The 12573-nt window shown below is 61.3% G+C and carries 10 protein-coding genes; 3 read left to right on the top strand and 7 right to left on the bottom strand.

Annotated features, from left to right (window positions below):
- The first annotated feature begins 66 nt into the window (after positions 1-66).
- Positions 67-699, top strand: coding sequence for a TetR/AcrR family transcriptional regulator (locus tag QMO80_RS22750; RefSeq protein ID WP_283200676.1), 633 nt, complete (start codon positions 67-69; stop codon positions 697-699).
- Positions 700-877: 178 nt separating this feature from the next.
- Positions 878-1915 carry a LacI family DNA-binding transcriptional regulator gene (locus QMO80_RS22745; protein WP_116275980.1) on the top strand — a complete coding sequence of 346 codons (1038 nt, stop codon included), beginning with the start codon at positions 878-880 and terminating at the stop codon, positions 1913-1915.
- 47 nt (positions 1916-1962) lie between these two features.
- On the opposite strand, the gene QMO80_RS22740 is transcribed toward QMO80_RS22745, so the two are convergent.
- Complete coding sequence (locus QMO80_RS22740; RefSeq protein ID WP_283200675.1) at positions 1963-2991, bottom strand: helix-turn-helix domain-containing protein; 1029 nt, start codon at positions 2989-2991, stop codon at positions 1963-1965.
- A 172-nt stretch (positions 2992-3163) separates the two neighbouring features.
- On the opposite strand from QMO80_RS22740, the gene QMO80_RS22735 reads away from it, so the two are divergent.
- Positions 3164-4315 carry an ROK family transcriptional regulator gene (locus QMO80_RS22735; RefSeq protein ID WP_283200674.1) on the top strand — a complete coding sequence of 384 codons (1152 nt, stop codon included), beginning with the start codon at positions 3164-3166 and terminating at the stop codon, positions 4313-4315.
- Positions 4316-4483: 168 nt separating this feature from the next.
- Here the strand turns inward: QMO80_RS22735 and QMO80_RS22730 are convergent, their stop codons facing one another.
- From QMO80_RS22730 to QMO80_RS22705, 6 genes are all read right to left on the bottom strand, one after another.
- Positions 4484-6388, bottom strand: coding sequence for a methyl-accepting chemotaxis protein (locus tag QMO80_RS22730; RefSeq protein ID WP_283200673.1), 1905 nt, complete (start codon positions 6386-6388; stop codon positions 4484-4486).
- Between the two features lie 570 nt (positions 6389-6958).
- Positions 6959-8005: a carbohydrate ABC transporter permease gene (locus tag QMO80_RS22725; protein WP_283200779.1), complete on the bottom strand. Its 1047-nt coding sequence runs from the start codon at positions 8003-8005 to the stop codon at positions 6959-6961.
- 13 nt (positions 8006-8018) lie between these two features.
- Positions 8019-9014 carry a carbohydrate ABC transporter permease gene (locus tag QMO80_RS22720; protein WP_071087203.1) on the bottom strand — a complete coding sequence of 332 codons (996 nt, stop codon included), beginning with the start codon at positions 9012-9014 and terminating at the stop codon, positions 8019-8021.
- A gap of 2 nt (positions 9015-9016) precedes the next feature.
- On the bottom strand, positions 9017-10123 hold the full coding sequence (locus QMO80_RS22715) for an ABC transporter ATP-binding protein (protein WP_283200672.1): 1107 nt from the start codon (positions 10121-10123) through the stop codon (positions 9017-9019).
- The gene (locus tag QMO80_RS22710; RefSeq protein WP_283200671.1) at positions 10111-11475 is read right to left on the bottom strand and encodes a glycoside hydrolase family 28 protein; all 1365 of its coding nucleotides are present in this window, start codon (positions 11473-11475) and stop codon (positions 10111-10113) included. Before QMO80_RS22710 ends, QMO80_RS22715 begins: the two co-directional genes overlap by 13 nt.
- Entirely contained in the window at positions 11472-12566 is a 1095-nt protein-coding gene (locus tag QMO80_RS22705; protein ID WP_283200670.1) for a glycoside hydrolase family 105 protein, read from the bottom strand. Before QMO80_RS22705 ends, QMO80_RS22710 begins: the two co-directional genes overlap by 4 nt.
- Between the last annotated feature and the right edge of the window lie 7 nt (positions 12567-12573).

Raw genomic sequence — 12573 nt, 5'->3', positions numbered from 1 at the left:
ACGCATTAGTCAATGAAACTTTGCGTCGCGGGGACGAGGATGCGCGCAACAACGGGGAGGCAGGAAATGGCAGCTGAGAAGAAGCTCACACGCGCGGAACAGAAAGCGCTGCGGCCCATCCAGATTCTGGATGCCGCCTTCGAGGAGTTCGTCAAATGCGGTTTTGCCGGCACGCGTGTCGAAGACATCGCCGACAGAGTCGGCGTCACCAAGGGAACGGTCTACGTCTACTTCGAGACGAAGGAAAAGCTATTCGAAGCCATGATCAACCATTTCTCGGTGCCGTTTCAGGAACTGGTCGCGATCGCCGATCGGCTGAGCGGCAGCGCTACCGACAGGCTGACGTCCATTCTCGGCCTCTTCTACGACCAAATTCCCGAGGACCGCGCGACGCGCGAATTGACGCGGCTGGTCATCTCGGAAGGGCAGCGTTTCCCCGACCTGATCGATCGCCACCATGATCAGTTCATTGCGCCTGTTATCGCCAAGATCGACGCTCTCATCCTGGAGGGCGTGGCCTCGGGGGAGTTTCGTCCAATCCCGGTGGAATTTTCCGAGATCGTGGTCGCACCCATCCTGACGACGACGGTTCTGCGGCTGATATTCGACGACCGCCGCGTGCCCACTCCCAACAAGGAGGCCTTCCTGCGGACCTATTTCGACCTGCTGTTCAACGGCCTGCTCGCCAAGCCTCACTGATCGTCAATGGCTCCGAGTCCTGCGATCGTCGTTTCGTTTGCGGCAGCGCTGCGGCCGGGTTTTCGCCGAAAGCCGAAAAATAGGCGAAGGCGCACGTAGCTTTTCTGAAGTCTTTATGTGAAAACATCGCGTTAGCTTGTGCCTTCGAAGGCGCGACCTCAATTCGCGACGGAATAAAGTGGAACGCAAAGTCAATCTCAAGGATGTCGCGCGCGACGCGGACGTTTCGCTGAGCACGGCCTCGCACGCGCTGAACGGAACCGCGCCGCTGACGGTCGAAGTGCGCGAAAGGGTTCTGGATTCGGCCAAACGCTTAGGCTATCTCGACCGCCGCAGGAAGAAGGCGACGATCGCGGCGCTGCGCGTCCTGCTTCTTGCCATTCCGGGCGATGCCGCGCCGGAGAGCGACCTCAACCTGGTGAGTTGGACGATCCTCAACGGCCTCAGGAAGGAGTGCGAGCGCCGCGGCATCCGGATCGTGCCTTTCGTCAGCACCGGCCGGCGCATCGACGGCGCTCAGGTCAGGCAGATCGCGCTCTCCGAGCGCGCCGACGGCATCGTGGTGCTGAACGACGATCAGCCGGAACTCATCCGCAGCCTCTCCTCCCCCGATATGCCTGTCGTCATCGTCAATGGCGAGGATCCGGCCATGCTGGTCGATACGGTGACACCGGAAAACCGCTTCGGCGCCAGACTGGGCATCGAGCACCTGCTGGCGCTCGGACATCGCCGCATCCTGCACCTGACCTGGAAGGGCCGCACGACGATCCAGCGCAGATATGACGGCTTTTCCGATGCCTATTTCGCCGCGCAGCTTCCCGTGCCCGAAGACATGATCGTGGAGGCCGAAGGATATGAGCCTCGTCACGGCGAGGCCGCCATCAACGCGCTGCTTGACCGCGATCCCACGATGAAAGGCGCCACCGCCGTCTTCTGCGCCGCCGACAATCTGGCGCTCGGCTGCTTGAAGGCATTGGCCGATCGCGGCATAGGCGTGCCTGAAGCGATCTCCGTGCTAGGCTTCGACGATATCGTCCCCGGCGAATTCAGCCGCCCGCCGCTTTCAACGGTCAGCGTTCCCACCGACAAGCTCGGCGCTGCCGCGCTTGCGCTCATCGAACAGCGGCTGATTGCCAACGACCCGCAGCGGCCGGCCCATCGCCTGGAACTCGGATGCCACCTCGTCCTGCGCGGCAGCATCGCGCCGCCTCGCTGAAAACCTGTCGGAAGACGACAGAATTTCGAAAGGATCCCAAGCCTGAACTAACGCAAGCGCTCCGCCCGCAGGCGCGTATCCCGCGGGCTTTCGCCGAACGTGCTGCGGTAGATGATGGAGAACCTGCCGGCATGGGCGAACCCCCATATCATGCAGATTTCGCGGACGGATCGCTGGTTGGTCGGATCCCGCAGTTGCTCACGGGCCGCTTGCAGCCGGATCGTGCGCAGGTAACCAGCCGGCGAGGTTCCCCTGAAGGCTTTGAAACCCGTCTGCAGCGCGCGAAGGGAAACGCCGACATCGTCCGCAACCATCGTCATGGTGAGAGGCTCTGCGATATTGGCATGCATATAGTCGATGGCACGCCGGACATGCCAAGGCGCAACCAGCGACACTTTCTTTTTTTCCAGATGGCCGGACAGACGGTGGTGGCCAAATCGGATGACAAGATGCGCGAGCGTTTCGCTCATGGTTGCCATGGCGAGAGGAGAAGACAGAAGCGGACCGCCGTTGCGCATGCCCTGCACGATCGTCTGCACCAGGTTGCCGATAAGCTGGCCCGACTGTGTCGCAAGGTCCAGGATGGGCTCGAGGTCGAGCGATTCGGAGAGCGGCGTTTCCACCAGCGAAACGAGCATTCGCCTGACGACCTGCCAGTCCAGAAAGAGAACGTCCGACCTATGCGGGCCTTGGATGAAACGATCGCCGGCCTCATGGTTGTTGGCCATCAGAAGATGACCGGCGCCGCTTTCAACCATCCTTTTTCCGATCGACAATCGATAGGATCCCGTCTGCGGCAGGTAAAACGCAAGATGTTGCGGCGTTTCGTCGAGCGTTCGGAGTGTCCAGGAACTCTGGTACACCGAATGAATCACCGTGAATGCCTCGGTCCTCCTCAAGTCTGCCGCCCAAGCGAAAGTCCGGTCGTTGCTCAGCGGCTGCGCGCCGAAAACCCCGTATCCTGTCGAAAAGGCTTGAACCATCGATTCGAAGTTGGTGCCTTCATGTGTCGGCACAAACCCATACCCCTCAGGCTCAAGAACGCGGGCTGTATTCTCGGGTCTCAATGAAATCATGCAACTCGATTCTTTTCTCTAGCCACACGAGACATCATCTCGACTGGCCTGACCAATCTCGATGAGGTAAGCAGGACCGCCAACACCATGGATGAATTTCCTTGCCACTGATGGAAATAAAGCGTCCCCTCCTTAGCTTCACACCTACAGTGTAATACAAAACGATCCGAAAATGAAGTACGTTCCTCTAAACCATGTCGCCGCACATTTTTTGCGAGACGTACAACCGGCGCGGGTTGCCTCCCGCAACGAACGGGACCTCTTGCGGTTGATCTGGAAGTCTCCGGGGATCGAGCGCTCCGACCTGACCGAGCCGCTCGATCTCACCCAGCAATCCCTGCACAGGATCGTCGCCCGGCTTCATGAGCGCGGGATGATCGTGTTTTCGCATTCGGAAGGCCGGCGGGCGGGCCCACCCAGTCCGGAGCTGACGCTGCGAAAGGATTGGTGTCTGACGCTTGGCATCTCCGTGAATGTCGGCTCGATCGGCCTTTGCCTCATGGGTTTCGGCGAGCCTCTGGAAAATATGGAAATCCCGCAGGCAGGCGCTTCGCTGCCGGCGGAGCTGGAACGGATTGAAGCGGCGGTCGAAGACATTCTTGCCCGCCGGGGCGCCACACGGCGCGACGTGCTCGGCGTCGGCCTCGCGGTCGCCGGCCACCGCATGCTGGAGACGGCCTTCAACTGTCCTCTGCCGCTTGCTCATTGGTCGCTGATAGACCTGGCGCCCCTCCTTGGGAAATTGCTTGGCCTGCCGGTCTGGGCAGACAATGTCGCCCGGACCGCAGCTTTGGCGGAAGCAATTTTCGGCGTTGGCCGTGATGTCGCGGATTTCGCCTATATCGCCCATCTTCATGGCTACGGCGGCGGCCTTGTGTCCGGAGGCATGCCGTTTCGCGGCAGCTTCGGCAACGCCGGCGAATTCTCCGTTCTCTTTGCGCGTCAGGACTATGACGATCGCCCCGCACTCGGCCAATTGCTCGAATATCTTCGCAGCAAGGGGCGCTCGGACCTGACTCTCAAGGATCTGAAGAACGAAAAGCTGGTGGATTGGGAAGGCGTTCGCGAATGGGTCGATCGCGTCATGCCGGCCCATAATCGCGCCATCAATGCGATCTGCGCGATTTTCGACCCGGCATTGATCGTGCTTGGCGGCGAACTTCCGCATTCGCTGGCGAGAATGCTGATCGAACGGACCGAGTTCAACAATCTGCCGCGGCACGGCGCGTTGCGCGATGTTCCCAGCCTTGCCGTGGGACAGATCATCGATGCCCCCGGCGCAATCGGCGCGGCCCTGATCCCGCTTTTCGAAACCGTTCTGTGATTTCGTTCCGGCGACAGCGCCTTCGATCATTCAGAATTCCGGGTATTGCCTAAAAGGAATTGAGAGCGGCCCAGGCGATCAAGCTTGAGCCGCTCCCGTCTGAAGCGGCAGGGTCGAGACGACCCTGCCCGTATCACGATGCCGATATCAGAATTCGGCCCATTCTTCCTATTTCAGAGCCGCATTGCCGCGCGCGGCCGGGCGGCCGGCGCTGACGTTGCGCTGCGGCGATGCCATGGCCGCGGCGGTCTTGCGGAGCGCGGCAGCCTGGAAGGCACCACCGTCGCCGCCAAGCTGGAACCGGCCGATCAGATCGCGAAGGCGGCCGGCCTCGGTGGCAAGCGTTGCACTTGCCGCGTTGCTTTCCTCGACCATCGCCGCATTCTGCTGCGTCACCTGATCCATCTGGTTGACGGCGGTATTGACCTCCGAAAGCCCGAGCGACTGCTCCTTCGCCGATGTGGCGATCGCATCCATGTGCTGATTGACCGTGACGATATAGTCCTCGATCGTTTTCAGCGCCTGGCCGGTTTCGCTGACGAGCCTGACGCCGCTCTCCACTTCGACGGAGGAGTTGCGGATCAGGTCCTTGATTTCCTTCGCCGCCTGCGCCGATCGCTGGGCAAGCTCGCGCACTTCCTGGGCGACGACCGCAAAACCCTTGCCGGCATCGCCGGCGCGGGCCGCTTCCACGCCGGCGTTCAACGCCAGCAGGTTGGTCTGGAAGGCGATCTCGTCGATCACGCCGATAATGTTGGAAACCTGGTTCGAGGACTGCTCGATCTTCTGCATGGCATGGACGGCGTCGGCAACGACCTTGCCTGACTGAACGGCGCTGGTATTGGCCTGCACCGCCACCGTGCGGGCTTCGTCGGCGCGTTTCGAGGAGTTCGAAACATTGGCCGTGATCTGGTCGAGGGCGGCGGCGGTCTCCTCGAGCGAGGCGGCCTGCTGTTCGGTACGCTTGGCAAGATCCTGGGCGCTGATGCTGATCTCACGCGTGCCGCTGTCGATCTGGCCGGTCGATTGAGCGACCGCTCTCAGCGTCTGCTGAAGCTGCGCGACGGCTGCGTTGAAATCGGCTCTCAGGCTTTCGAAATCCGGCGCGAAGGGCTGGTTCAACTGATAGCCGAGGTCTCCGCCGGCCAGATGCTTCAAGCCATCGGCAAGACCGGAGGTCGCCTGCGCCATCTGCTCGGCGCGCAGCCTATCGGCCTCCGCCTTCTGGCGGCGTTCCGCTTCGGTCATGTTGCGGTTGGCGGCGGCCTCTTCCTCCAGCCGCTTGTTGGCAAGCGCGTTGGCTCGGAACACTTGGACGGCGGCCGACATTTCGCCGATTTCGTCGCCGCGATCGGCTCCGGGAATCTCCAGGGCAAGGTTGCCGCCGGCAATGGCGCCCATCGTTTCAGTCAGGCTGCGGATCGGCCGGACGATCTGCCCAAGGCTGATTGCGGTGCCGACGCCAAACGAGATGAGCGCGCCAATCACCAGCACGATGTAGCTCGTGGTGATCGTTTGATTGGTTATGGCGCTTGCAGCATCACTTTTCCGCTGCAGCTCGGCCTTCGCCCAGTCGTAGAGCTCGGTTGCGTCGTCGTCGAACTTCAGTCTTGCAGTTTTGAAGGTGTCGGCTGCCAGGTGCAGCGCCGTGGCATCGTCACCTGCTGCGGACGCCTTCACGATGGGTACCGTTGTCGCCTGCAAGGCGCGCAGATCCGATCTGAGTTCATCGAACCGCGTCCTTTCACCAGGATAGATGCTCGCCGCGTTATCAACAAACTGGGCGGTTTCATCAAACACCTGCGCCAGCTCGCTCTCCGATTTTCTGATACTGTCCTGATCCGGTTCAGCGATGAGGCGATAGAGGACGCGCCCGATCGAATCGGAATTGCCGGTAATTTCCGCGAGCTTGTTCGTGCCGCTCGCATCGACGTCGAGGAGCGCGTTGTAGGTATCGTCGATCGATCGCAGCTTCGAGGAAACGTAGATGCTGACGCCGATCCCGATAATGACGATCAAAGCCGTCAATCCCAACAGTTTCGGGCCTATTTTGAGAGACTTCAGGGAGATCATGATATTATTCCAGTTTGATGTGCGTTGGATATTTGAATGAAATCCCGTATCGCACCCGCTCCGCATTTTGACGTTTCGAAACAGCCAACAGGAAGCAAGTATTCACTTATCGAAATAATAAATCGAAAATTGCGAAATATTACGAACGAGATTCATATGCTTTATGATGAAAAGTAAGCACTGCCCCAGCAATCACCGGCATCAATACTTTTGACTTCAGGAAAATGACAGAATTATTTTCGACCCCTCATAGGCCGATCTATTATTATGCCTGCCAAGGGCCAGAAATTGCATGCGAAAATTAAGATGGCGTAAACGATACCATCGCCTTGTCGGCGGCGCTGACAATCATGCGCTTTTTGGATAGCCATGTGGATTTTGCATATCCTCCAAGCCGCAATCCGGGCTCGTATAGTCCAAAAAACGGGCAATGACCTTGAGAGCCATGCACAAATACAACGGCCAAAACGCGCCGCATGAATGGAGTTCATGCGGCGCGCTTCAGCCGGGAGGTAACGCGCGGTTAGTTCTTCGACGGTTGCGAGGAGGTCCAGCTCCACGCCTTGCCGTTCACTTCATGCCCGTTCCGGCGATGCCGGTGGTGATGTATTTCTGCAGGAACAGGAAGACGACGGTGACGGGCAGCAGGCTGAGGAACGTCATCGCCAGGATATAGTGCCACTGCACCGAGAACTCGCCCTGGAAGGCGTTGAGACCGACCTGCAGCGTGAAATTCTCGCGGCTGTTGAGGACGATCAGCGGCCAGAGGAAGTCGTTCCAGCGCCAGAGCACGGAGAAGATCGCCAGCACTGCGAGAGCGGGTGCCGTCAGCGGCAGGATGATGCGCCAGAAGATGCAGAATTCGCTCGCCGCATCGACGCGCGCCGCCTCGATCAGCTCATCGGGGATGGTCAGCATATATTGCCGCAGCAGAAAGACAGCCGTCGGAGAGGCGACCGTCGGCAGGATGACGCCCCAGAGATTGTCGGCGAGCCCGACCCCGACGATGACGAGATAGGCCGGCACCATGACGACGGCGAGCGGGATCATCAGGGTCGAAATGATGATCACGAAGACCATCGTGTCGCCTTTGAATTTATATTTCGACAGGGCGAAGGCCGCCATGGCGTTGACGATCAGCGTCAGAAGCGTTGCCACGAAGGTGACGAACACCGAATTCTTCAGGAAAGTCAGGAAGTTGAAGCGCGTCAGCGGATCGGTGTAATTCTCGGTGGCGACGGTCAGATGCTGCACCGGCGTGATCCCCTTGACGTCAACGCTGACCGGCGGCCCCGGATTTGCCGGATCGACCATCTGCGCCTTGAGACCGATGCGCCGGACCATGGCCATTTCGCGCTGCTGGCCGTCGACCGTTACGTTCCAAAGGCTGAGCGGCTTGTCGAAGCCGGGCACGGTCTGCTCGACGGCGGCGCGCGGAAGCAGCGCCGGCGGAAAGCGGGTGATCTCGGCCGCCGGCTTCAGTGAGGAGAGACCCGCCCAGACGACAGGCACGAGCACCGCGAGCGTTCCGCCGATCAGCCAGACCCACGACAGAATATCGGTGATGTCGATGCGTCCGGCCCGGCGCGTGCGCGAGAGAAAACGGATCGGATTCATAGAGCTGTTCATCTCAGGACTCCATTCGCTTGCCGAGGCGCAGCTGTATGAGGGTGAGAACCAGAAGCACCAGCCCCATGAGAACCGATGCGGCCGAGGCAAGGCCGAACAGGCGAAGGTCGCTGCTGAACGCCATCTGGTAGATATATTGGACGATGAAGCTGTTGGCCGTGCCCGGGCCGCCGCCATTGGTCAGAACCCAGGCCTCGTCGAAGATCTGCACGGATTTGATCATCAGAAGGATGAAGACGACGAGCAGGTTCGGGGCCAGCAGAGGAAGCGTGATCCTGAAAAGCGTGCGGCGCGGCGAAGCGGCGTCGATGGAGGCGGCCTCGTAGAGCTCCTTCGGGATCGCCTGGAGACCGGCGAGCAGGATGAGCGTGTAGAAGCCCATATGGAACCACACCGACACCACGACGACGAAGAAGCGCGACCAGCCCACATCCAGCAGGAAGATCTCGGGGGGCACGCCGATCATCTGAAAGAAGGCGTTCAGCAGCCCGTTGCGATCGAGGAACCATTTCCAGATCAACCCGATGACGACAGGCGACAGCAAGACGGGGTAAAAGAACATCGCCCTGAAAAAGCCGCGCGCAAAAATCGCCCGATTGAGGATCAGCGCGGTGATCAAAGCCACCAGCAATGTCGCGACGACATTGAATCCCACAAACCAGAGCGTGTTCCACACCGCCGTCCAAAACAGCGATTCCTGGCAGGTTCCCGGCTGCAGATAATTGCCGCAGGAAAGCAGCGTGCGGAAATTGTCCAGGCCGACATAGGGCCGCTCCGACACGAAAAGATTGGTGCCGCCGGTGAAGGCGTAGCCCACCGCGATCGCGATCGGAAGGAATGTGAAGATGGCGAAGAGAACGAGGTTCGGCGCCAGGAACAGCCAAGGCATGCGCTTGCGGCCGAAAATGCGTTCGACCGCATTCATCGGAGCCTCGACCACCCTCATCGCCGTGTCGCCTGCCTGAGCCAGCAATGCACCTGCCTTGAGCGCTGCCATGGTCAGCCCCTCCCCTGTCCTGATCGACGGGCAAAGGCCAGGCCGCTTTCGGGATCGAACAGATGGACCCGTTCCGGAACGGCATCGATCATGATCCGGTCGCCCTGAACAGGCGCGAAATGGCCGGGCTCATGAATGATGATCTGCTCCTCCTGCCCCGCAAGGTTGCCGTAGACATAGGTCTCGGTGCCGAGACCCTCGTGATACTGGACGATGAACGGCAGGCCCTTTTCGCTGGAGCGGGAAAAATGCGCCGGCCTGATGCCGGCAAGCACGGCCTGCCCGACCGTGATGCCCGTAGGATCGACATCGCTGACGATCCTGCCGCCGCCGGCGACATCGATGGCCACACCGTTTTCACTGATAGCCGAGACCTTGCCCTTGATGATGTTCATGCGCGGCGAGCCGAGGAAACCGGCGACGAAGAGATTGCGCGGGTGGTCGAAGAGTTCGAGCGGCGCGCCGACCTGCTCCACCCGCCCGGCGCGCAGCACGACGATCTTGTCGGCCATGGTCATCGCCTCGACCTGATCATGGGTGACGTAGATCATCGTCGTCTTGATATCGCGATGGAGTTTGGTGATCTCCGCCCGGGTCTGGACGCGCAGCGCCGCGTCGAGATTCGACAGCGGCTCGTCGAAAAGAAAAATATCCGGTTCGCGCACGATCGCCCGGCCGATCGCCACGCGCTGACGCTGGCCGCCCGAAAGCTGCTTCGGGCGCCGGTCGAGATAGGGTTCGATCGCCAGCATCCTGGCCGCCTCGGCAATCCGCGCCTCGATCTCGGCGCGCTTGAACTTCAGATTTTCAAGGCCGAAAGCGAGGTTCTTGCGCACGCTCATATGCGGGTAGAGCGCGTAGGACTGGAAGACCATGGCGATCTTGCGCTCGGCCGGCGAGAGCGCGCTGACGTCGCGGCCGCCGATCGCGATCGCCCCCGTGGTGACCTCTTCGAGGCCGGCGATGACACGCAAAAGGGTCGACTTGCCGCATCCCGACGGACCGACGAAGACGACGAATTCACCGTCCTTGATATCGAGTTCGACGTCGTGCAGGACTTTGACGGAGCCATACGACTTGTTGACGGTGGAAAGTTTCAGTTCTGCCATGCCCCACTCCCATCGGGTGCCGCCGTTTCGAAGACGACGTCTATTTCGTTCCAGCCTTGCGGCAGCGGTGTCGGCCTCGTGATCCGCACCTCGTTCATCAATATGCCGGTAACACCAGCCACGTAGACGGCCGGCATTCCGCCCGGATAGTCCTCAAGACCGATCACCCGCCCGTCCGAACCGCGCGTCCAGGCATTGGCGCGGCCACCGCCGTCAGCCTTCGGGGCGAGATCGGCATTGGTCGGACGCAGGTCATAGGTCTGTCCGGTGCCGAGCAGGCCCGGCCGCTGTTCTATGCCGACGCGCCGCAGCCAAACGTTGCGGATGCCTGCAGGCGCGGCCGCAATGACTGTGATCGCCCCTTCCATCTGCCCGGTCACGTCCTCGACGATGAGGTTCTCGATCGCCCCCGCGGGACGCTCGGTGACACGGTCGACGACATTGACGGTCAGCGCCTCGCCGGAACCCCAGAAGCCATCGGGCGTTTCGCGGCACTCGACCGGGATCCGCGAAAACCTGACGTTCGAAATCCGGCCGCCGTCGCGGGAGAAGATACCAAGCGCCCGGTTGGAGGCGGAAACCGTGCAATCCTCGAAGACGACATTGGTGACGTCGCCATGCGTTTCCGTCCCGATCTTCAGCGCACAGCTGAGGCTCTGAACGGAGCAGCGGCGGACGAGGATGTTCTCGCATCGGCCGATGGCGACGCCTTCGGGTCCGATGCTGGTCTTCAGGCAGATGCCGTCGTCGGCCGTCGATATCGTGCAATCCTCGATGACGGCGCCGCGGCAGGCATCGAGGACGATGCCATCCGTGTTGGGAAGGCGACGGTCGTTGTCGATCGTGACGTTCCGGACCTTGACATCGGTGCAGTCGACGAAATGCAGCGTCCACATCGGCGAACGGCTGATATGCAGCGCGCTGATCTCGACCTCGTCGCAGCCCTCGAAGACGACGACGCGGGGGCGGAATTCGGCCGGGATGAAGGTTCCGACCGTCTCGTCGTCGCCGATGATGAAGCTGTCGCAACCGGCATCGATGCGCCCTTCCCCTGTCAAGCTGATCCGCCGCGCGCCCTTGGCGACGATCATGCCGCGGTCAGACTTCTCGGCGATCACCGAAACGCGCGTCTGCGCGTAAGCCGCATAGTCGGGAACGGGACGCAGGACCGCACCGGCGGCCAGATGCAGATCGACACCGGAGCGAAGCCGGAGGCCGCGGCAGATGTGGATGCCTGCCAGGAGCTCCAGGCGTCCGCCGCCGGAAGCCGAAAGGCTGTCGATCTCCGCCTGCAGGCGGTCGGTATTGTCGCCGTCGAGCGCCTCAATCGCGACGAGGGAGGTTGAAGTCATTGGCGCTGGCCGCCTTCGAGAAAGACTTCCGTCAGCAGCAGCATGGTCAGCGCCTGGCCGTAAGGCGTCGGGATATTCGGGATGCGCCGGTAGAAATCGAGGTCGTGCCCCATCGGCGTGCCGTCCGAGACGCCGTGGACGACGCCTTCTTCGTCGATCTGCGCCAGCACGGCCTTGAGCGCGCGTTCGGCATAGGCCCTGTCGCTCTCGTCCAGAATGCCGGCATCGATGGCGCGCAATATGCCATAGGCGATGCCTGCCGTGGCCGAAGTTTCCAGCGGCGAGGACGGATCATCGAGAAGCGTCGTGAACATCCCGTCCGGCCGCTGATAGGCCTTCAGCGAACGCACCTGGCTGACGAGAACGTTGGACAGGAAGCGCCTGTCCTTCTCGCCGAGCGTCGGAACGAGATCGAAGAGTTCGGGAATGGCGACGGTGATCCAGGCATTGCCGCGGGCCCAGAAGGCATTGGCGAAATTGTGCCGGCCGTTGAAGGTCCAGCCGTGATACCAGAGGCCGCTGACCGGATCGGAGAGATAGCGCGTATGGATGACGAACTGGTAGACGGCCTCGTCGATCCAGTCGCTGCGCTCGCAGAGCACGCCGGCCCGGGCGAGGAACAGGCAGGCCATGAACAGCGTGTCGTCCCACAATTCGCCCTCATTCAGGCGCTCCTTGACGACGTGCTGAAAGCCGCCCTCCTCGGTCTTCGGCAATTCCTTGACCAACCATTCGGCCCAGTCCTCGACGAGCGCGCGGAAATCGGGGCGGTCGACATGCTGGACGAGGATTGCCAGCGGCAGCATCGGCGCCGTGCTGTTGATCTGGCGCGGCGGCAGGCCGCGTTCGATCTGGCCGGCATACCAGGCGACGAGCTCTTGCAGCGCCTTCTGGTCGTTGGTGGAGATCGCGCGTCGCAAAAACCCGTAGAGGCCGACGCCGACTTCCCAGTCCCATTCGTCGAACTGGATCCCGGAGGCGGTGCTTCCGGTCACCAGACCTTCCTTGATGCCCCTGAGCCGGCTGAAAGCCGTCGCCACGCGATCGATCGTCGTCAGGAGAGCGGCGTTGTCGACAGATGCTGTGTTCATGCTGAAA

The organism is Rhizobium sp. BT03 (assembly GCF_030053155.1).
In the GTDB taxonomy this organism is placed as follows: domain Bacteria; phylum Pseudomonadota; class Alphaproteobacteria; order Rhizobiales; family Rhizobiaceae; genus Rhizobium.
This window is presented reverse-complemented; position numbering and strand designations above follow the sequence as displayed.

Excerpts from the sequence above, each read along its gene's own strand:
- QMO80_RS22705 (WP_283200670.1), bottom strand. The coding sequence starts at position 12,566 with ATGAACACAGCATCTGTCGACAACGCCGCTCTCCTGACGACGATCGAT.
- QMO80_RS22710 (WP_283200671.1), bottom strand. The coding sequence starts at position 11,475 with ATGACTTCAACCTCCCTCGTCGCGATTGAGGCGCTCGACGGCGACAAT.
- QMO80_RS22715 (WP_283200672.1), bottom strand. The coding sequence starts at position 10,123 with ATGGCAGAACTGAAACTTTCCACCGTCAACAAGTCGTATGGCTCCGTC.
- QMO80_RS22720 (WP_071087203.1), bottom strand. The coding sequence starts at position 9,014 with ATGGCAGCGCTCAAGGCAGGTGCATTGCTGGCTCAGGCAGGCGACACG.
- QMO80_RS22725 (WP_283200779.1), bottom strand. The coding sequence starts at position 8,005 with ATGAATCCGATCCGTTTTCTCTCGCGCACGCGCCGGGCCGGACGCATC.
- QMO80_RS22730 (WP_283200673.1), bottom strand. The coding sequence starts at position 6,388 with ATGATCTCCCTGAAGTCTCTCAAAATAGGCCCGAAACTGTTGGGATTG.
- QMO80_RS22735 (WP_283200674.1), top strand. The coding sequence starts at position 3,164 with ATGAAGTACGTTCCTCTAAACCATGTCGCCGCACATTTTTTGCGAGAC.
- QMO80_RS22740 (WP_283200675.1), bottom strand. The coding sequence starts at position 2,991 with ATGATTTCATTGAGACCCGAGAATACAGCCCGCGTTCTTGAGCCTGAG.
- QMO80_RS22750 (WP_283200676.1), top strand. The coding sequence starts at position 67 with ATGGCAGCTGAGAAGAAGCTCACACGCGCGGAACAGAAAGCGCTGCGG.